Source organism: Alphaproteobacteria bacterium, from assembly GCA_033762625.1.
Taxonomy (GTDB): domain Bacteria; phylum Pseudomonadota; class Alphaproteobacteria; order UBA9219; family RGZA01; genus RGZA01.
Map to the genome: position 1 here is coordinate 82,393 of JANRLI010000007.1, position 18,971 is coordinate 101,363.

General features: G+C 48.0%; 15 protein-coding genes and 2 tRNA genes. 10 read left to right on the forward strand and 7 right to left on the reverse strand.

The genetic code is table 11. The features are described from left to right. Positions 1 to 15: 15 nt before the first annotated feature. Positions 16 to 1,428, reverse strand: a complete 1,413-nt coding sequence (gene glnA, locus SFW65_04110) for a type I glutamate--ammonia ligase (GenBank protein ID MDX1922299.1) — start codon at positions 1,426 to 1,428, stop codon at positions 16 to 18. Between the two features lie 279 nt (positions 1,429 to 1,707). Between glnA and SFW65_04115 the strand changes: the two genes are divergently transcribed. From SFW65_04115 to SFW65_04135, 5 genes are all read left to right on the forward strand, one after another. Next, a tRNA-His gene (locus tag SFW65_04115) sits at positions 1,708 to 1,783 on the forward strand. 115 nt (positions 1,784 to 1,898) lie between these two features. Beyond that, positions 1,899 to 3,593: an NAD(P)H-hydrate dehydratase gene (locus tag SFW65_04120; GenBank protein ID MDX1922300.1), complete on the forward strand. Its 1,695-nt coding sequence runs from the start codon at positions 1,899 to 1,901 to the stop codon at positions 3,591 to 3,593. Between the two features lies 1 nt (position 3,594). Next, positions 3,595 to 4,965, forward strand: coding sequence for a hypothetical protein (locus SFW65_04125; protein MDX1922301.1), 1,371 nt, complete (start codon positions 3,595 to 3,597; stop codon positions 4,963 to 4,965). Between the two features lie 127 nt (positions 4,966 to 5,092). Then, positions 5,093 to 6,235 (forward strand): hypothetical protein, encoded by a 1,143-nt coding sequence (locus tag SFW65_04130; protein MDX1922302.1) that lies wholly within the window; start codon positions 5,093 to 5,095, stop codon positions 6,233 to 6,235. Between the two features lie 76 nt (positions 6,236 to 6,311). Further along, a tRNA-Leu gene (locus tag SFW65_04135) sits at positions 6,312 to 6,396 on the forward strand. A gap of 3 nt (positions 6,397 to 6,399) precedes the next feature. Here the strand turns inward: SFW65_04135 and SFW65_04140 are convergent. Then, the gene (locus tag SFW65_04140) at positions 6,400 to 7,305 is read right to left on the reverse strand and encodes a glycosyltransferase family 2 protein (protein ID MDX1922303.1); all 906 of its coding nucleotides are present in this window, start codon (positions 7,303 to 7,305) and stop codon (positions 6,400 to 6,402) included. Between the two features lie 11 nt (positions 7,306 to 7,316). Then, a complete protein-coding gene (locus tag SFW65_04145; GenBank protein ID MDX1922304.1) occupies positions 7,317 to 8,231 on the reverse strand; it encodes a glycosyltransferase family A protein in 915 nt (304 codons plus the stop codon). Between the two features lie 187 nt (positions 8,232 to 8,418). Here SFW65_04145 and tig point away from each other — a divergent pair, with 187 nt between their 5' ends. Then, complete coding sequence (gene tig / locus SFW65_04150) at positions 8,419 to 9,750, forward strand: trigger factor (protein ID MDX1922305.1); 1,332 nt, start codon at positions 8,419 to 8,421, stop codon at positions 9,748 to 9,750. Positions 9,751 to 9,820: 70 nt separating this feature from the next. Here tig and SFW65_04155 read toward each other — a convergent pair whose 3' ends face one another. Together SFW65_04155 and SFW65_04160 are read right to left on the reverse strand one after the other, a co-directional pair. Continuing rightward, the gene (locus SFW65_04155; GenBank protein MDX1922306.1) at positions 9,821 to 10,207 is read right to left on the reverse strand and encodes a TonB family protein; all 387 of its coding nucleotides are present in this window, start codon (positions 10,205 to 10,207) and stop codon (positions 9,821 to 9,823) included. 28 nt (positions 10,208 to 10,235) lie between these two features. Then, positions 10,236 to 10,889 (reverse strand): hypothetical protein, encoded by a 654-nt coding sequence (locus SFW65_04160; protein MDX1922307.1) that lies wholly within the window; start codon positions 10,887 to 10,889, stop codon positions 10,236 to 10,238. Positions 10,890 to 11,054: 165 nt separating this feature from the next. On the opposite strand from SFW65_04160, the gene clpP reads away from it, so the two are divergent. After that, a complete protein-coding gene (gene clpP / locus SFW65_04165) occupies positions 11,055 to 11,705 on the forward strand; it encodes an ATP-dependent Clp endopeptidase proteolytic subunit ClpP (protein MDX1922308.1) in 651 nt (216 codons plus the stop codon). Between the two features lie 124 nt (positions 11,706 to 11,829). Beyond that, positions 11,830 to 13,098 carry an ATP-dependent Clp protease ATP-binding subunit ClpX gene (gene clpX / locus SFW65_04170; GenBank protein ID MDX1922309.1) on the forward strand — a complete coding sequence of 423 codons (1,269 nt, stop codon included), beginning with the start codon at positions 11,830 to 11,832 and terminating at the stop codon, positions 13,096 to 13,098. A gap of 3 nt (positions 13,099 to 13,101) precedes the next feature. Here clpX and SFW65_04175 read toward each other — a convergent pair whose 3' ends face one another. Next, complete coding sequence (locus SFW65_04175; protein MDX1922310.1) at positions 13,102 to 14,256, reverse strand: DUF6782 family putative metallopeptidase; 1,155 nt, start codon at positions 14,254 to 14,256, stop codon at positions 13,102 to 13,104. Positions 14,257 to 14,598: 342 nt separating this feature from the next. Between SFW65_04175 and SFW65_04180 the strand changes: the two genes are divergently transcribed. Further along, a complete protein-coding gene (locus tag SFW65_04180) occupies positions 14,599 to 14,967 on the forward strand; it encodes a hypothetical protein (protein MDX1922311.1) in 369 nt (122 codons plus the stop codon). Positions 14,968 to 14,974: 7 nt separating this feature from the next. Here SFW65_04180 and SFW65_04185 read toward each other — a convergent pair whose 3' ends face one another. Next, positions 14,975 to 16,063, reverse strand: coding sequence for a hypothetical protein (locus SFW65_04185; protein ID MDX1922312.1), 1,089 nt, complete (start codon positions 16,061 to 16,063; stop codon positions 14,975 to 14,977). Positions 16,064 to 16,393: 330 nt separating this feature from the next. On the opposite strand from SFW65_04185, the gene lon reads away from it, so the two are divergent. Next, positions 16,394 to 18,808, forward strand: coding sequence for an endopeptidase La (gene lon / locus SFW65_04190; protein MDX1922313.1), 2,415 nt, complete (start codon positions 16,394 to 16,396; stop codon positions 18,806 to 18,808). Positions 18,809 to 18,971: the final 163 nt, after the last annotated feature.

Genomic DNA, 18,971 nt, shown 5'->3' on the forward strand with positions numbered 1-18,971 from the left:
TACACCGAACCACTCTTAAACTGAGTAGTACATCTTGAATTCGATTGGATGTGGTGTGGTTTCGTATGCCAGAACTTCTTCGCTCTTGAGGGCGATATAGCCATCAATCAAGTCCTTGGTGAAAACGCCGCCTTCCAAGAGGAATTTGTGGTCGTTTTCAAGGCTATGAAGTGCTTGGCCTAATGAATGGCAAACGGTAGGGATTTGAGCCAATTCATTTTCTGGCAGTTCATAAAGGTTCTTATCCATTGCTTCGCCTGGATGGATTTTGTTCTTAACGCCATCCAAACCAGCCATAAGCATCGCGGTGTAAGCAAGGTATGGGTTTGCTGCCGGATCAGGGAAGCGAACTTCAATACGCTTCGCCTTTGGACCTTCCACATAAGGAATGCGGATCGATGCCGAACGGTTGCGTGAGGAGTAAGCAAGCAATACCGGCGCTTCATAACCTGGCACCAAACGCTTGTAGCTGTTGGTGGTTGGGTTGGTGAATGCGTTGATAGCGCGTGCGTGCTTGATGATACCGCCAATATAGAACAACGCCATTTCGGAAAGGCCAGCGTACTTATCGCCAGCAAAGAGTGGCTTGCCATCTTTCCAGATGGATTGGTGGCAGTGCATGCCCGAACCGTTATCGCCGAATACTGGCTTTGGCATGAAGGTTGCGGTTTTGCCGTATGCTTGGGCAACATTGTGCACCACATACTTATAGATCTGCATGTTGTCGGCGCACTTGGTCAGCGTACCGAACTTGATACCAAGTTCGTGCTGTGATGGCGCAACTTCATGGTGATGCTTTTCAACTTCAACACCCATTTCCGCCATGGTGGTCACCATTTCGGAACGGATATCTACGCAGCTGTCCAACGGTGGAACAGGGAAGTAACCACCTTTAACCGGTGGGCGGTGGCCAAGATTACCTTCGGGGTAAGCTTTACCGGTGTTGCTAGGGCTTTCATTGCTGTCGAGATGGTAATAGGCTTCGTTCATGCCTGTGCCATAACGAACATCATCGAAAATGAAGAATTCAGCTTCTGGACCGAAGTAAACGGTATCACCGATGCCAGCAGTTTTAATGAATGCTTCGGCGCGTTTTGCTACAGAGCGTGGATCGCGGGAGTACGCAGTTGCGCTATCTGGGTCTAATACATCGCAGAACACATTCAAGGTTGGTTGCGCGGTGAATGGATCCATCACGGCTGTTTCAGGATCTGGGAGAAGGGTCATATCGGATTCATTGATAACTTTCCAACCGGCGATGGATGAACCATCGAATTGCAAACCTTTTTCCCACATCGCGCTATCTACCGTGCAGATATGCTGGGTAACTTGCTGCATCTTGCCGCGTGTGTCGGTGAAGCGGAAGTTGACGTATTTCACATCACGATCTTTGATGAGTGATACCGCCTTATCGTAGCTTTTAGTCATATATTACTCCCTTGGGTTGTATAAAAAGTTCGTAAAAAACCGATAGTGATTAGACTCTAATCTCACGTTTGTAAGTTCAATTTGAGGGGATCCCAAAAAGCGAAAACCCAAGACTTTAGGCTAAACAGAGCTTGATGGACTACTTTTATGGCACTTTCCTTTGGGGTGCGCAAGAAAACCTTTTGGTTGATTTTCAATGCTTTTGGCCATATTGTTCACGCCCTTCCTTAGGGAACCTCCATTGTTATCGGGGGTTATATTGCGTATGCGAAGGGTATGGCGGTCGTAGCTCAGCTGGTAGAGCCCTCGGTTGTGGTCCGAGTTGTCGCGGGTTCAAGTCCCGTCGATCGCCCCATTCTTCCCATGTGCCCCTTACTCATTTTAATGCGGGAATGATTTTTGAATCCGGCGTATGCCTGAATTTTTTGCATAAGGTTATGTCTTTAAAAAAAAAGGTGGTATGAAAAGCCATGCCCGATAACGATAAAAAACCGCAAAAAAATAATACGCCTGCTACTGCCGCCAAAGCAGCGCCTCCCGAAAAGGTTTCTGATAAAGCAGAAGAAAAAGTTTTTGATGCAAAATCTGTCGCAGCGTCATCTGATGCTATTTCGAATACGCCGCCCCCTAATCCACCCAGTATTCCACCAAGCGTATTCTCGGTTTTAACAGCGCAGCAAATGCGCCTTGCAGAACAATCGGCTGTTCAGGCTGGAACACCGCTCATTGTGTTGATGGAGCGTGCAGGTCTGGCGGTTGCCGAACAAGTGATGGCGCGTTACACCAAATGCCCCACCATTATCTTATGCGGCCCTGGGAATAATGGCGGCGATGGTTTTGTGGCCGCCCGCCATATGGCAGCAAAAGGTTGGCCAGTACGCATATTATTATTCGGAAAACTTGAAGATTTAACGCCCGAGGCCAAGGTTGCGGCATCGCGTTGGCGCGGCGCGGTGATTACCGCCAGCGTGTCGGTTTTAGAGACAGCACTGCAAAAAGGGGCGCAGCTTGTGATTGATGCGCTGTATGGCATTGGCCTTCGCCGCGCGGTAACGGGCGAAGCGGCGCAACTTCTTCAGCTTATCAACCGTTCAGGATTACCGATTGTGTCGGTGGATATTCCAAGTGGTCTTAACGCGGATACCGGGCAGGTGTTTGGCCAATCTGCGGTTGCTGATTTGACGATTTGTTTTTTCCGCAAAAAACTGGCGCATGTGTTGATGCCGGGCCGCATGCTATGTGGCGAGATTATTTTAATGGATGTGGGCATTCCCGAGCAAACCTTGCTCAATATTCCATTGCAGGTATGTGAAAATCATCCGAATTTGTGGATCAGCTATTATCCGCAACCCCAGCTTAGCCATAACAAGTTCGACCGTGGGCATGTCATGGTATTGGGTGGCTCGCAAATGACTGGCGCTGCACGTTTAGCAGCGCAAGCAGCGCAGCGTATTGGCTCCGGCCTTGTAACTATTGCCGCACCGCAAACGGCATACTTTATATATGCGGTCTCCAACACCAGTATTCTGGTCAATCCGGTGATTGAAGGGGAAGGCTTTATGCATTCCTTCCAGAAACTTCTGGAAGACAGACGCATGAATGTAGTGTTGCTTGGCCCTGGCGCGGGTGAAAACGAACAAACACGCCAAGCCGTGCAATTGGCATTAGCAGCTGGAAAGCCATGCGTGCTTGATGCGGATGCCTTGAATGTATTTGCTGGCGATGCCGAAAGCCTGAAGCGCATCATCAATCCGCAATGCATCATTACGCCGCATGAAGGGGAGTTCAGCCGGTTATTCGACCGTGTCATTGATGCGCGCCTTGATAAGGTCAGCCGCACCAAAGCAGCCGCAGCGTTCCTTGGGTGTACAGTGGTGCTTAAAGGCGCGGATACAGTTATTGCATCACCTGAAGGTCTTGCAATTATCAACAGCAATGCGCCTGCAACATTGGCAACGGCGGGCTCAGGTGATGTGTTGGCAGGCTTTATTGCTGGATTGATTGCGCAAGGTGTTGAAGTATTCCCGGCAGGATGTATTGCCACGTGGTTGCATGCCGCGGTTGCAAGCGAATATGGTCCATGCCTGATTGCAGAGGATTTAATCGCCGGCCTTCACAATGTGTTGCGGCCAAAAACCGAAGCAACCAATCCCCAAAAGAGTTAGTATGATGAAATTTGCTTGGCTATTTATATGGGTCATGCTGGCTTTTCCTGCCTTTGCGCAAGCGCCAGCAAATGCAACCGCAACGCCTAAAGTTGAAGCGCTACCAAAAATAAATCCGGATGATTTTTGCAAAGGCCGTAAGGGGTGCAAATATCTTTGGTCGGGGGATGCTGGAAGCCTTGATAAAAAACGCTTCATCATCAGCGAAATCGTGCTGCCACATCCCGCCAAAGATGGCGAGAAGAAATGCCGCCGTCCACAAGATAAGCGCTATGGCGAATTTCTTGATAACGTCAGCCAGGAAATATGGTTTTCAACCTATGGCGGATTATTACCCGAGCATAAAAAACTGTTTGAATTATGCAATGACGGTTATGGCGCTGCCAATATTGGCGAAGACAGCTTCAGCTTTGGCAAACAGCATGTCACGTATCGTCAGGCGGGCGGGGATAATAATCGCTGGGTCTGGGCGCGAAGCTATGCGCTGCCAAGCTTGAGTTATACGGGAACCATGTTGTGTGATTACCGTACCAATACATCGGGCGGGCACATCCGTTTGATGAATTATGAAACAGGCGCATTCACCAGCGGGTATTCTCCGCAGGAATCCGATGACAGCCAATCCAGTTTTGTCGATTGCAATAGCGAAGATCTTGGCGCTGCAAAACCAAAATATAAATCGATTGATACGAAACAGATTTCGTCATTTTTAGGTTTGAAGCTTGGCGATGTTAAAATGATTGGCACGTGTGGCAGCCAGCTTACATCGCAGCCGGGGCCGTATCAGGGCTACACGATTTATGGGCAGGATGATGGCGCGGATGTGACGGTCAGATACTTGCGCATCAATGATGACAGGTTGTGGGTTGAACTGCGTGATGTGGAAGCCGATAAAACGCCGCGTATATTTAAATCAACTGATAATTGGGCGAACGATGACCGCATCGAAATCTGGTGGCTTGATCAACGGCAAATTCCGGGTAAAGGCGCAGTTGATTTGGAAGATGCACCGCGCAAAGCACTGCGCCAATTCTCGGTGCGCTTATCTGACTTGAAAGTGTTTGCAGGCTATGGCTATAGCGGTAATCAAAAAGTACCGGAAGTTGAACGCAGGCAAGGGAGCTTACCCCTTGCATTCCAGATTATCTGGCCGCCTGACCAGTTTCCATCGCCTGCGGGTCTTACGCTTTCCTATGCGCATGCCGATGGCAACGCGACCAAAGTCATGTGGGCCAGCAGCACATTCAAATATGCAGACCCGCAAAGCCTTTCCCCAATCTTTAATTTGCAGGGCGATGGCCGCGATCCGCGCGAAGCATGTGTTATTACCAAAGATGGCGTGCTTGATTTGATAACGCCAAAAGGGCTCTGAACTGCAAACCGTTAAAAGATATAGTTAATGCTGTATTTCAGCGTTGCGAAAGTAAATTTGCAAAAACAGGTCAGGCATGCGTTGTGGTAAATTGCCACCACAACGTACAACCTTTTGGGTGCATGCTATGCCGACAGAATATGAAGATAGACACGAATTTTGGGCAAAACTTCACCGCGAGCGAGTGGAGCGCAGAGCGCGTGATTTGGAACTCTACGGTCCTGGCTATCAAAAACGCCGTGAGCGGATGCATGATCTTTTCACAGGTAAATCTTTGCTTCGGGCCGCAGATCGAATAAGCCAGATGGTGCAAGGCGCATTCAAGCAAACAGATGCATTATTTGATGTGCTATCTGAAAAACTGGGCACAAAAGTTATTGAAATCGATCGCACCAAAGAGCCTGAGTTTGACTTAAATCCTAAGGAACTCTATGCGCGTGATCATACAGCGCCTATCGCGAATGCCGAATTTCTGCAAGCGATTGAGGATGCGATTAAAAGCCTATATGGCAATGAACAACTTCCCGCAACGCTTACGCAAGGTACTTCCACCGCAGTTCAAGCAGCTTCCGCTGAATTAACCGCGCCATTAGAACCACGTGGCATGGCATTGGAATTGCCGGGGGCACGTGTTGCGATTATTCACGGGTTTGATTCATTTGAAGAAATTCTGGCCAAAGTGGAATATGGATTTCCAGAAAACGAATTGCCTGAATTACTGAATATGCTGCGCACCCAGCGCGAAGGCGTGGAAGAGGTGAGCGATGCATTCGCGCGCCAATTATTCTACCGTGCCAGTGTGCGTTTTGTGGAACGCAGCATGGATCCGGAATTTGCCGATGGCCCCGAACGCGACCGTTTATTGTATTTTGCATTAGCGATTAAAGGCCTGCGCCCTGACATTGATCAGGATGATACATTCGATAAGATTTATGATGGTGTTTATGAACATTTACAAAAACAAAAAGCAGCAGGCCGTGAGTTTGCGGGCACTGTTGATAAACTGAATGTCATCAGCATGTTCGATAAGGTACGCGAACGTCATGTGAAGGAAGCGATGCACGCCAGCACGCATGAGCTTGGCGGCACAGAACAGGATGATACTATAGCTCCGATTATAACCGATGAAGCAGAAGCCGCACGCCGTTTGCAAGAAGGATTAGCACAAATCCCTGAAAGCGAAGGCGGAACACAGCCCAATAAAGTCGTGCCATTCCGCCCTGTAGTTAAACCCAGAGGCCCAGAAGGCGAAGAGCCTGGCGGCCAATAATTAAATAAAGCATATTCTGCTGCATAAATATGCGTATGGACAAAGCGCGCGCGGGCGCATACAAACATCGTCTGCTGCGGGCGTGGCGGAATTGGTAGACGCGCTGGATTTAGGTTCCAGTGGGGTGACTCGTGGGGGTTCAAGTCCCTCCGCCCGTACCACTTTTAAGAAGTGGTTTTAAATGGCAAACGCTTAGCGATATAATTTATCGCGCGTTTGAAAAAATTCGGCGGAATAACTGCCTTCATAAAAAAATAATATCCCTGCAATAAAATATTATTGGTCTGCAGCGCAACATAGAGCAGATGCACATTCTTGCCGCCCAGAAAATAACGGCTGGCTTCAAACCCCAGAGTTTTTTGTATATCCGCTGCATGCTGCGTGTACAGCCGGTGAATATACGCGATATGGTTTTTATAAGGTTTCAACGGCTCGGAATGATAGGTAGCAAGCACCTCATTTACTGCCATGCTTTTGCCGCCGCGTAGCATGTGGCGGATAAGCCAGTCGTAATCTTCAGCAACAGTCACATAACTTTCATCAAAACGATAGGGCGGGGCAAACACACTGCGATGGGCAAGCAATGTGGTGCCCATGTTATAAAGCGTGCCACCCAGTATACTCATATTCAAATCGGATTTTTGTGACGGTCGTACCGTGACAATATGTTTTTTACCGGTTTTGGGAATGGATAAGTAATCACACAGGCAAATCATCAATCGATTATTTGCGGCGATTAGCGCTTTGAGTTGCATGTCCAGCTTATTAGCATGCCATTCATCATCACTGTCTAGCAGGGCAATATATTCGCCCGTAGACGCAGCAATGCCGGTGTTGCGCGCACCGCCAACACCCTTGTTTACTTCATGCTTGATCAGGCGGATTTTATCGGGATGGCGTGCAATGTGCGTTTCAATTGCCGCGATAGTTTTGCCGCCATCTGTGGATGCATCATCCACAACGATAATTTCAAAATCCCGAAAGGTTTGTGCCATCACCGTTTGGATGGCGCGGGTAATATCATCTGCCCGGTTATAAACAGGAATAATAACGCTTATTGTTGGCGGCATTTGAATTCCATTTATGAAGTGGCACTACGGGGTGATAAGTGATGGACAAGATAATTGCGAAGGCGCTTAAAAAAATTCGGCGGGATGACGGCCATCATCGTAAAATGATAAGCGCATTTCAGCCTTTGTTTCTTTTGGCGTGCCACAAACAATAAATGCGCATGAATCCCGCCCATGAAATGGCGGCTGGCATTAATTCCTAATGTTTTGCGGATGTTGTCATAATGCAGTCTGCGCAAGATAAGCAGGGATTCGCGATGATTTCGGTACGGTTTTTTCAATTCTGATTTCCAAATCGTCAACACTTCATTTACGGCGATGATATTCCCGCCGCGTAGGATATGCCGGATAAGCCAATCATAATCTTCGCAAATTGTGTTGAAGCTTTCATCAAACATGCTGGATGGATTGAATGCGCTGCGGCGAATGAGCATATTTGAACAAATGTTGTAAACACGGCCATACAGTATATCCATCTTCAGATCAGGTTTTTGGGATGGTCGCAGGGTGATTGGTTTTTCATCGCCGTATTTGGGAACCTGTAGGTAATCGCATATGCACAGCGTAGTTGGATCGGGGGTTGCGGTTAACGCCGCAAGTTGTATTTCTAGCTTGTTGGGAAACCATTCATCATCACTATCAAGTAGCGCGATGAATTCGCCTTTCGCGGCCAAAATACCGGTATTGCGGGCTGCTGCCGCGCCGCGATTGGTGTTATGTTTGATGAGGCGAATTTTTGCAGGGTGAGCCGTGACCATGGCTTCGATAGCAGCAACAACTTTTTCATCCGGCGATGCATCATCGACGATAATGATTTCAAGGTCCTGTATGGTTTGTGCCATGATGGTTTTGACCACTGGCTCGATATCGCCCGCGCGGTTATAGGCCGGAATGATAACGCTTATTTTCTCGGGTGCGGGTGGCATCACAAATCCATAAAAAATAGGCGCTCGCGGCCACTTTCTGGCAGTTTTGCGGCAGCCGGGTCAATTCAGTTAACGACTTTAAATCCGCGTCTTAATTCAGGCAATACAATCTTAAAACAGCCGCTAGACATGTACGAAAAAGCGTTCTAGAACCTACGCTTTCAAACGATTACCAAGAGGTTTTTTAATGCAGGTTAATGCGCTTAGCACCAAGGGTCTTGTGCACAATTATGAAGTAACCGTTCCGGCCGCTGATTTACAGCGCCAAATTGAAACGCGGTTAAAGGGCATGCTTGCGACCGTGCAAATGCCGGGCTTCCGTCCGGGTAAGGTTCCGTTGGCGGTTGTTGAAAAACGCTATGGTACCTCTGTGCTCGGTGAAGTGGTTGAAGAAACGGTGAACACGGCTGCCATGAAAGCGGTAAGCGAAAAGGGTCTTCGCCCTGCAACCGAACCAAAGGTTGAATTTGTTGGTATGCCATCTGAAGTTCCTGCGAACAAGGATCTGGTGTTCAAGATGGAAGTTGAAATTATTCCAGCCATCGAACCAATGGATTTTTCAAAACTGTCATTCGAAAAGATGGTTGTTGAAGCCAGCGAGAGCGACATTAACGAAGCATTGGAACGCATTGCCAAGGGCAACCGCAAGCAAGAACCAGCACCTGCAGGCTATGCTGCCAAACTGGGTGATGTAACTACCATTGATTTTGATGGTTCAGTTGGCGGCGTAAAGCGTGATGGTATGAAGGGTGAGGATTTTCCGCTTGAACTTGGTTCAAACCGTTTCATTCCCGGCTTTGAAGAACAATTGGTTGGCGTAAAGGCTGGCGATAAGCGTGATGTGAAGGTAACTTTTCCAAAGGATTATCACGCAACTGAACTTGCTGGCGCTGAAGCTGTATTCGCTATTAATGTAAAGGCTGTCAGTACCATGGCCGCGCCAACAATTGATGATGAGCTTGCCAAGGCCGCAGGGTTTGAAACGCTGGATGCGTTGAAGAAGCATTTGGGCGAACAAATTTCCCAAAACTTCGGTCAGGTTAGCCGCGCGATTATCAAGCGCAAGCTGATGGATGCGTTGGCCGATGGCCACAACTTTGAAGTGCCGCCAACCCTTGCAACACGTGAATTTGAGCAGCTTTGGGCACAAGTTTCCCAAGCCAAGCTTGCAGGTCAGTTGGATGATGAAGATAAGGGTAAATCAGACGAGCAATTGAAGAAAGATTACGAAGCAATTGCCAACCGCCGCGTGCGTTTGGGCTTGCTGCTTTCCGAAGTTGCACGCAAGAACAAGATCGAGATCAATCGCGAGGATGTGCGTAAAGCGATTATTCAAGAAGCGATGCGTTTCCCCGGTCAGGAAAAGAAGGTAGTGGATTATTATACCAAGGATGCTTCGGCCCGCGAACAACTCACCGCGCCGATGCTGGAAGAAAAGGTGGTTGACCTTATTCTTTCCAAAGCAAAGACCACGGATAAAAAAGTAACGCGTGATGAATTGCAAAAAGCTGCTGAATAATTCGTTTGCAACGTGAATACAAAAAACCCCGCGCCCTTAACAGGATGCGGGGTTTTTTATTGGTGATTGTTTATTCACCTAAATGCCAGCTGGTTATGGTCAAATACCACTGGTCGGGTTTGGCTGGCTTTTCGTACAAGTTGCGCTTTGCCTGCGCGGCGGCAGTGTTGCCTAAATCATAACCTTTTGGTTCTTCGGCCAACACGCGCACATTCTTCACATTCCCGTTCTTGTCGATCTGGTATTCGTAACTGACGCATCCATTGATTTGTGCGCGTTGCGCTTTTTCAGGAATATCGGTCTTGCCGGATGCGCGTTCAATCAGTGCGGGTGGCTCGGTTATATATTTTCCCCCAGACGAAATCTGGCAGGGTTCGGTCAGGCTTTTTTTTACGGGGGTATCGGTCACGCAGCCAGCAAGAAGGAATGCAAGGCCTGCAATCATAACTTTTTTCATCAGGGGCTTTCTTTATGAGTATTTGGCTTTAACGGTATTTGATGGTAATGGGCGCTTGCGTAATGGCTTGCGCTTCAAACAAAGGCGCACATTTTGCGTTCGGACCGCAATCATAAATGCCTTTTATGTAAATCCAGACTTTATACTGTCCTTCGCCCGCAGCCGTGTGGCCATAGGTCATTTCCGTTTGCGAGCCGGGGAGGAACTGATACGTGCCCTTTGCAAGGTCTTGCTCCGTTAAAAAAGCGATGCGCAAATCCTTCTTGTTCGGGCTTTGGTCGATTAACCGCAGTTCGCCCATCAATTTATAACCGCGCTGTTTATACGCATCAGGGATTTCAGGAACATTTGCATGCCATGAAATGGGGGTGCGGTTACCATTCACAAAAGTTTCACCGCCAACTGGCGTAACGATGGTGACATCGGCTTTCAGTGGAAGCTGCATAGCGGGCTGTGGTGCAATTTGCGCGGGAAGGGGCTGCAATTGACCAACAGGCTGGATTTGTGGTTGCCCAATCGTTGGTACGCCAACAGGTTTAACGCCATGTGTGGTTGCAGTCGCTGCCGGTGATGCCGCGACAGATTGTGCATACGCATCATAAGGAATAAGGGACGCGAATAAGCACAACAATGACATAAATCTGATTGAAAAAAAGGCAATTGATGGCAACGATTTTTTCATGATTTCCGCCTATTCCTTGGAATTGCCAGTGAAATACTAAGAATAATTCATTACACGTGCTTCGGCACATGACAATTAAAAAAAGAATGCTATGTTTATTCTTATGTTTCGGTTGTTTGATTCTAATCTTACCCACCATTCACCCCTATGAGGAGCGCTTATCCTATGTCCGATTTTGATTATAACGATGCTCCCCGCATGAATAACCTTGTTCCAATGGTTATCGAACAAACTGCGCGCGGCGAACGCTCATTTGATATCTATTCGCGTCTTTTGAAGGAACGCATCATCTTTCTGGTGGGCGAAGTAAACGACCATGTTGCCAGCTTGATTTGCGCGCAATTGCTCTTTTTGGAATCTGAAAATCCAGCCAAAGAAATCAGCTTTTATATCAACTCTCCGGGCGGCGTTGTGACCTCCGGTATGTCGATTTACGATACGATGCAGTATATTAAGTCGCCTGTTTCAACCATTGTGATGGGGCAAGCGTGCTCTATGGGTTCTTTATTGCTTGCTGGTGGCGCAAAAGGTAAGCGCTACAGCTTGCCTAACAGCCGCGTGATGATCCACCAACCATCGGGCGGTGCGCGTGGTCAGGCAACGGATATCGAGATCCAAGCACGTGAAATCCTTACGCTGCGCAAGCGCCTCAACGAAATTTATGTCAAGCACACTGGCCAGAAGCTGGATGCGATTGAAGCTGCCGTTGAACGGGATAACTTCATGTCACCCGAAGAAGCCAAGAAGTTTGGTTTGATTGACGAAGTAATTATTGAACGTCCAACACCTTCCGTTAACGAAAAGAAGGCGGCGTAAGGGCTTACCGCGGTGCAAACCACGGGTGATTGTTTGTTTAGAAAGCCTTAAGGACTAGCGTTCTAATCTTAAGGTGTGCTTTTGTAGTTTAGTAGTTTGTTGTTTTCGAATTTGAGGAGTTTTCATGTCTAAAGCGGGTAGCGATACCAAAAATACGCTTTATTGCTCATTCTGCGGCAAGAGCCAGCACGAAGTGCGCAAGCTTATCGCGGGTCCAACCGTATTCATCTGTGATGAATGCGTTGAACTGTGCATGGACATCATCCGCGAAGAGACGAAAACCAGTATTGCGAAAACACGCGATGGCGTTCCTACACCCAAAGACATCCGTGGTGTGCTTGACGATTATGTAATCGGGCAGGATCATGCAAAACGCATTTTGTCGGTTGCGGTTCACAATCACTACAAACGTCTGTCACACGGTACCAAGAGTGCGAATGAAATCGAACTCGCAAAATCCAATATCTTGCTGATCGGTCCAACCGGTTCGGGCAAGACCTTGCTGGCGCAAACGCTTGCCCGCATTCTTGATGTGCCATTCACCATGTCGGATGCGACCACATTGACCGAAGCAGGTTATGTGGGTGAAGACGTTGAAAACATCATCCTCAAATTGTTGCAGGCTTCCGATTACAACGTGGAACGCGCACAACGCGGCATCGTGTATATCGACGAAATCGATAAGATTAGTCGTAAGTCCGATAATCCATCCATTACCCGTGACGTGTCGGGCGAAGGCGTGCAACAGGCATTGCTGAAAATCATGGAAGGAACGATGGCTTCCGTTCCGCCGCAAGGTGGCCGTAAGCATCCACAACAAGAATTCCTGCAAGTGGATACCACGAACATCCTGTTCATTTGCGGTGGTGCGTTTGCGGGTCTTGAAAAAATTATTTCAGGTCGCGGTCGTGGCACATCCATCGGCTTTGGCGCTGACGTGCGCGGGCCCGATGAACGCCGTGCAGGTGAGATCCTTCACACTGTTGAGCCCGATGACTTGCTCAAATTCGGTTTGATCCCTGAATTTGTCGGTCGTTTGCCGGTGATTGCAACCTTGCAAGATCTGGATGAAGCAACCTTGGTTGAAATTCTCTCCAAGCCGAAGAACGCGCTTGTTAAACAGTATCAGCGGTTGTTCGAGATGGAAGATGTGAAGTTGGAATTCAACGACGAAGCCTTGCATGCGATTGCCAAGAAGGCCATTCAACGCAAGACCGGTGCGCGTGGTTTGCGTTCGATCATGGAAACCATTTTGCTTGAACCGATGTACGAACTCCCAGGTATGGGCACAGTGGACAAGGTTCTGGTGAACAAGGACAACGTCGATAACGGCACCAAGCCGATCTACAGCTTGTCCGAAGGCAAGAAAGAAAAAGAACCCAAAAGCGCCTAAGCGTTAGGGTTCTGGTTTCTGTCCTTTGGCTTTTGCTTCAAGGGCTGCTTTTTCCAGCCGTTCAAGAACTTCCGGCAATTTTTGCGTGATCATTTCGCGTACCGCCTTCATGCCTTCCGCATCAAGGTAGGATACGTTCTCTGTAACCTGGGAAAGCCGCGTCAAGAATGCTTTTTCCAAAAGCGTACTTTGATCAATTTTGCGGGTTGCAGTACCAAGCTTAAGCCCACGTTCTACATATCCATACACATAACTTTTTATGTAAACGGGTTGTGTTAGCTCCTTATAAATAAAAGCTATGAAGCAATCTTGGGTGGCGCGTTGTACGCGACGCGACACTGGTAGGCCACTATATAATGGCCTTGTATAGTATTTATCAAAATCATGTGCTGCAGAGGCATACGTACCAACGGGTATTTTTTTATTGCGAAATGACCATGCTACTTTTCTGTAAACGGATTGAGCATCTGCTTCGTCAAGCAGGGATGCGATTATTTGATCCTGGGGTTCTAATGCGTCATGTTCGGCGATATTGAACAGTGACTTGAAACGGAAATGGCGCAACTCGTGGGCAATCGTGATTGCATGTTCAGATGCTGTTTTAACGGCGTTTTTAAATGCAGTTATTAAATGAAAAGTCTGACCTTTTTGATATTCAGGTGAAGCTAATGCGCCGAGTGCCAATTTAAAAGCTGCGCTTTTAAATGTTGTTTCATCTATTTCATATTCAGCAAATACAATCGGAAGATGCCGCTCTTTTGCATGTTCCAGTAACATTTTTGCTGTAGTATCCGCCTGTAGCGCTTGTTCAACCTCTACCAATAAATCAGGATCATAATGCGCCCTGAAGAGTACCCCTTGGGTAACTTTTCCATCTCTTCCATATTCGTTTGCCAATTGTACTGCAATAACTATCTTGTTACGCATGATTTGCGCATCTTCACTAAGATTGCGGATATCAAACGCGTCGAATTTCTTATTCTGGATTGCTTCATATTCGTGCGGTGTCAACCAGATATCCGATGCGGATAATTTTCCCAAGGCGGTTTTTATATCTGTGGCTTTTGTTAATTCAGCGCTTGCTGCGCTTGTTGGCTGTTTTGATACGACGACAAACGCACGTTTTGCTGCTTGGAATTGTGCTTCCAGTTCTCCCACGCGTTTGGCATAGGCGGCGGCATCCAGCGCACCCCCTGCGTTTGCAATAACGTCTTCGGTAGAAAAATAGCGTGGGCTGTGATCGTCATTCTTGAACGGGTAGCTTTCCAACACGCGGAATGCGTCCAGTATCCCTGATGCAGAGACTGGCGTATTGCCGCCGATGAATGCATCAATTCCCTTCGCTATTTCAGCGATGTTGTATTGCTTTAGTTCCGTTTTGGCCATATACGCATTTTAACATGTACGTATGGTTAAAATACTTTCACATAACACCCTTTTCATGCTGCAAAACATTGACTAAAACCCTTTTTAGTCATTTTTTCAAAAGCAGCTATATTCATGTCGGCAGCACAAAAAATTGCATTGCTTGAAGAACAAATTATTGATGCAGGGACGCTCACCTTAAAACGCATTTCCGATGGTGGGCTTTCCATCACCGCAAATGGCAAACCGGTTGCCACCTGTTTGCGCTCCGATGTATTTGCTGCTGCGATTACTGATCTGGTTTATCCAGAGATTGATGTTACGCAGGTTGCCCGCGTTGAGCTAACGCCAGTTGCGCCACAAGTAATGTTTACCGAAGGACATATCCCGCGCTTTTATAATGTCGCAGTTTATTCAACCGATAATGTACGCCTTGGCGAGCGTGATGGCTTGAGGCATCAAGAGCAGGTGGTCACATCCTTGGCTGCTAAATTGGCGCTTTAGTTCCGCGTTACGGCGTATTTTTGGGTGCTTTGATATTCGCGCTTGGCCCATAAATGCTATGCGCGGTGTCATACCATTCTCTTAGCGACCAGTGTTGCTGCCGTTCATAATCCCATACTCGTGCATCCCATTTAATGCCATAGGTTTTTTCGAATTGGGCCACGTACTTGTGCAAGGTTGCCGCATCCTGCTTGGTTATCACAATAACGCGAGCAGTGTGGCCATCTTGGCCAAGTGCCTTGGCTTGGGTTTCAAGTTGGTCGGGTAATGAAGCGCCGTTCACTGTTAACATGCCATGCGCTGCGCCAAATTTGAGTAATGCACGTTCATCTGGCTTTAGAATGCTTAACAGATAAGCAGCAGATAGGGCGTCGCATGCGCCTTCAATCCGAAAGCGTGCTTCCAGCTCTTTCAGCAACTTCCATTCATGCTGAATTTTTGCTGCAAACGCTGCTTCTCCGCCCATTTTTTCAACCGCGCGTGCCAAAACCTTTGGATGCACATCTTCAAAAAAGATCTGACGTATATCAACAATGCCATGCGGGTTTATGTTCATGGTGTTGCGATGCACGCGCCCCGTAAACTGGTTCAGAATAAAAGCTTCGGGAATGTCCTTGAAACTAGTTTTTCTCTTGGTTTCTTCGATAATCAACTTTTCAATCAGATAAAAAGGACGTGCTTTTCCTTGCACATTTGGCGCACTCACATGGGCTAATATTTCTTCATTGGTAACTAACTGGTGATCTATCGCGTGCGCCGTAAATGCGGGAGTGTTAGCAGCCTGAAGCGTGAGAAAGGGATGCGTAATACCCTTGCGCCCTAAACGCTTATCAAGCTTGCGGCGGATGATTTCAACATCGCGCGGGTATTCGGAGCCATAGTGATGGATATTGGCGGCAACTAAAATAGCTTGTGCATCACCTTTCAACACGTCTTCGTTGAATGGCCTGAAATGAAGTTCAAGCAACAGAATGAAGCGTTCGCCAAAGCTTGCTAAATACTGCGCTAGCGCTACGTCATTTGGCAATCCTCCCGAAGAATTATTGGAAGAACTGCCTGGACGAGAAGGTGCGGGTGACGCTGTGTTATTATTCATAAAAAAATCCGTGTGCTGTATCGCTAAAAACTATCCCCAATTTTGTGAAACTATAAGCAATATTAGGGTGGGCGGCTGTTAAGGGGTTCCCTAGCGAAGGTCGTTGCCAAACCGCCACTTTGCCCGAATATGCGGCAAATCACCTTGTTTTGCTTGCCGAACAGGGTTGAGTGGGGGGGATTGAAGCTGATAACTTACGTAACCATATAATTAAGAAAGGATTCTGGATTTTATGGGCATTCTAACGGTATCGGGATGCCAATTCCGGGTTCTACTAAAGGGCTAAGTCCACATTCGGGCAGCCCTGTCATTTTGAAAGGTTTTGTTTTCATGCAGGTTCCTCCACGTAACGCGCCAGACCAGCTTTATCCGGTGCTTCCACTACGTGATATCGTTGTGTTCCCACACATGATCGTGCCGCTATTCGTTGGCCGCGAAAAATCGGTTCGCGCACTTGAAGATGTGATGCAGGACGATAAACAGATTTTGCTGCTCACGCAGAAAAACGCATCGCAGGATGAGCCGGGTGTTGAAGATCTGTACACCATGGGCACGGTGGGCACTGTGCTGCAATTGCTCAAACTTCCTGATGGTACTGTAAAGGTATTGGTGGAAGGGAACTTCCGCGCCAATGTGACGAAGTATGTTGAACGCGTGGATTTCTTCCAAGCCTTCGCGCGCCCGATGAATGAAAAGCCATCGGACAAGACAGAGATCGAAGCATTGATGCGCGCGGTGGTCACGCAGTTCGAGCAATACATCAAACTGAACAAAAAAATTCCGCCGGAAGTTCTGGTTTCAGTTGGCCAGATTGATGATAGCAGCAAATTGGCAGATACGATTGCATCGCATCTGGCGCTGAAAATCCCTGAAAAGCAGGCCTTGCTGGAATTGGATTCCGTCAACGACCGTCTTGAAAAAATCTTTGGCTATATGGAAGGCGAAATCGGCGTTCTTCAGGTTGAAAAACGCATTCGCACCCGCGTGAAACGCCAAATGGAAAAGACGCAGCGCGAGTATTATTTGAACGAGCAGATGAAGGCCATTCAAAAAGAACTCGGCGAAGGTGAAGACGGCAAGGACGAAGCAACCGAGCTTGAAGAAAAAATCAAAGCCTTGAAGATGTCGAAAGACGCGGAAGAAAAAGCGCTAGGTGAAGTCAAAAAACTTCGTACCATGTCGCCGATGTCGGCCGAAGCAACCGTCGTGCGCAACTATCTGGACTGGATTACCAATATTCCGTGGAGCAAGCGCACCAAGGTCAAGAAAGACATCAAGCTTGCCGAAAAAGTATTGAACGAAGATCATCATTCGTTGGAGAAGGTCAAGGAACGTATTCTGGAATACTTGGCGGTTCAGCAACGCTCATCCAAGCTTAAAGGCCCCATTTTGTGCCTCGTTGGCCCCCCAGGCGTTGGTAAAACATCACTCGGTAAATCGATTGCGAAGGCAACGGGCCGAAACTTCGTGCGCATTTCGCTTGGCGGCGTACGTGATGAAGCGGAAATCCGCGGTCACCGTCGCACCTATATCGGTTCGATGCCCGGCAAGATTATTCAGGCGATGAAAAAAGCCAAATCATCCAATCCGCTTTTCTTGCTCGATGAAATCGACAAGCTGGGCTCCGATTGGCGCGGCGACCCATCATCGGCATTGCTTGAAGTGCTCGATCCCGAACAGAACAGCAATTTCAATGATCATTATCTGGAAGTGGATTATGACTTATCGGATGTGATGTTTGTGTGCACAGCAAACAGCATGCGCATGCCGCAGCCGCTGCTTGATCGTTTGGAAGTGATCCGTCTATCCGGATACACCGAAGACGAAAAGGTGACGATTGCGCAAGAGCATTTGATTGATCGCCAGATTAAAGCAAATGGTCTTAAGAAAACCGAATTCGCGATTTCCGAAGATGCGCTGCGCGATCTTATCCGCAATTACACGCGGGAAGCCGGCGTGCGTAACCTTGAACGCGAACTTGCCAATCTGTGCCGCAAAGCGGTGAAAGACATTTTGATGAAGAGCCTTGATAAGGTTCACATCAGCCGCCGCAATCTGGAAAAATATGCAGGCGTGAAGCGTTATGTTTACGGCGAAAACGAAAAGGAAGATCTGGTGGGTGTAACCAATGGTCTGGCCTGGACGGAAGTCGGCGGGGAAATGCTGATGATCGAAGCCTTGTTATTGCCGGGTAAGGGCAGGGTGCAAACCACAGGTAAGCTCGGAGATGTGATGAAGGAATCCGTCCAAGCTGCTGAAAGCTTTGTGAAATCACGGGCTTTATCGTTTGGTATCAAGCCAACCGTATTCCAAAGCAAGGATATCCACGTTCACGTGCCCGAAGGCGCAACGCCAAAGGATGGCCCTTCCGCAGGTGTTGGTATGGTAACATCTATCGTGTCAGTGCTGACGGGAATACCTGTACGTAAGGATGTAGCGATGACGGGTGAAATCACCCTTCGTGGCCGCGTGCTTCCTATTGGCGGCTTAAAGGAAAAGCTGCTGGCGGCATTGCGCACGGGTATCAAAACCGTGCTCATTCCCAAGGAAAACGAAAAGGATTTGCCGGAAATCCCCGATAATGTGAAGAAGGGCATGACCATCATCCCTGTCACAACGGCGGATGAAGTACTGCATCATGCATTGGCATCGGCGCTTGTTCCAATCGAATGGAAAGAGGAAGAACAAGCCATCAAAGCCACCCCTGTTGCGGGCGGCGAAGATGACGAGATTATGCGTCACTAAGCACCACAGGTTTTTCTTAAAATTCCGGCCATGCCTTGCGTTATGCGCGGGTATGGTTGGGTTTTTCTCTAATCTCACGCGTGCTTATTTCGGTTATGTAAGGCAGTAAGCAAATCATGATAGGTTACGTTTTCCGAATCCCTTGAACCAATGGTCAAATAGA

What these genes read in the sequence shown, in the direction of transcription:
- clpP (MDX1922308.1), top strand. Translation starts at nt 11,055, where the DNA reads ATGTCCGATTTTGATTATAACGATGCTCCCCGCATGAATAACCTTGTT.
- SFW65_04185 (MDX1922312.1), bottom strand. Translation starts at nt 16,063, where the DNA reads ATGAATAATAACACAGCGTCACCCGCACCTTCTCGTCCAGGCAGTTCT.
- SFW65_04160 (MDX1922307.1), bottom strand. Translation starts at nt 10,889, where the DNA reads ATGAAAAAATCGTTGCCATCAATTGCCTTTTTTTCAATCAGATTTATG.
- glnA (MDX1922299.1), bottom strand. Translation starts at nt 1,428, where the DNA reads ATGACTAAAAGCTACGATAAGGCGGTATCACTCATCAAAGATCGTGAT.
- SFW65_04145 (MDX1922304.1), bottom strand. Translation starts at nt 8,231, where the DNA reads ATGCCACCCGCACCCGAGAAAATAAGCGTTATCATTCCGGCCTATAAC.
- SFW65_04130 (MDX1922302.1), top strand. Translation starts at nt 5,093, where the DNA reads ATGCCGACAGAATATGAAGATAGACACGAATTTTGGGCAAAACTTCAC.
- SFW65_04140 (MDX1922303.1), bottom strand. Translation starts at nt 7,305, where the DNA reads ATGCCGCCAACAATAAGCGTTATTATTCCTGTTTATAACCGGGCAGAT.
- tig (MDX1922305.1), top strand. Translation starts at nt 8,419, where the DNA reads ATGCAGGTTAATGCGCTTAGCACCAAGGGTCTTGTGCACAATTATGAA.
- SFW65_04155 (MDX1922306.1), bottom strand. Translation starts at nt 10,207, where the DNA reads ATGAAAAAAGTTATGATTGCAGGCCTTGCATTCCTTCTTGCTGGCTGC.
- SFW65_04180 (MDX1922311.1), top strand. Translation starts at nt 14,599, where the DNA reads ATGTCGGCAGCACAAAAAATTGCATTGCTTGAAGAACAAATTATTGAT.
- SFW65_04120 (MDX1922300.1), top strand. Translation starts at nt 1,899, where the DNA reads ATGCCCGATAACGATAAAAAACCGCAAAAAAATAATACGCCTGCTACT.
- clpX (MDX1922309.1), top strand. Translation starts at nt 11,830, where the DNA reads ATGTCTAAAGCGGGTAGCGATACCAAAAATACGCTTTATTGCTCATTC.
- SFW65_04125 (MDX1922301.1), top strand. Translation starts at nt 3,595, where the DNA reads ATGATGAAATTTGCTTGGCTATTTATATGGGTCATGCTGGCTTTTCCT.
- lon (MDX1922313.1), top strand. Translation starts at nt 16,394, where the DNA reads ATGCAGGTTCCTCCACGTAACGCGCCAGACCAGCTTTATCCGGTGCTT.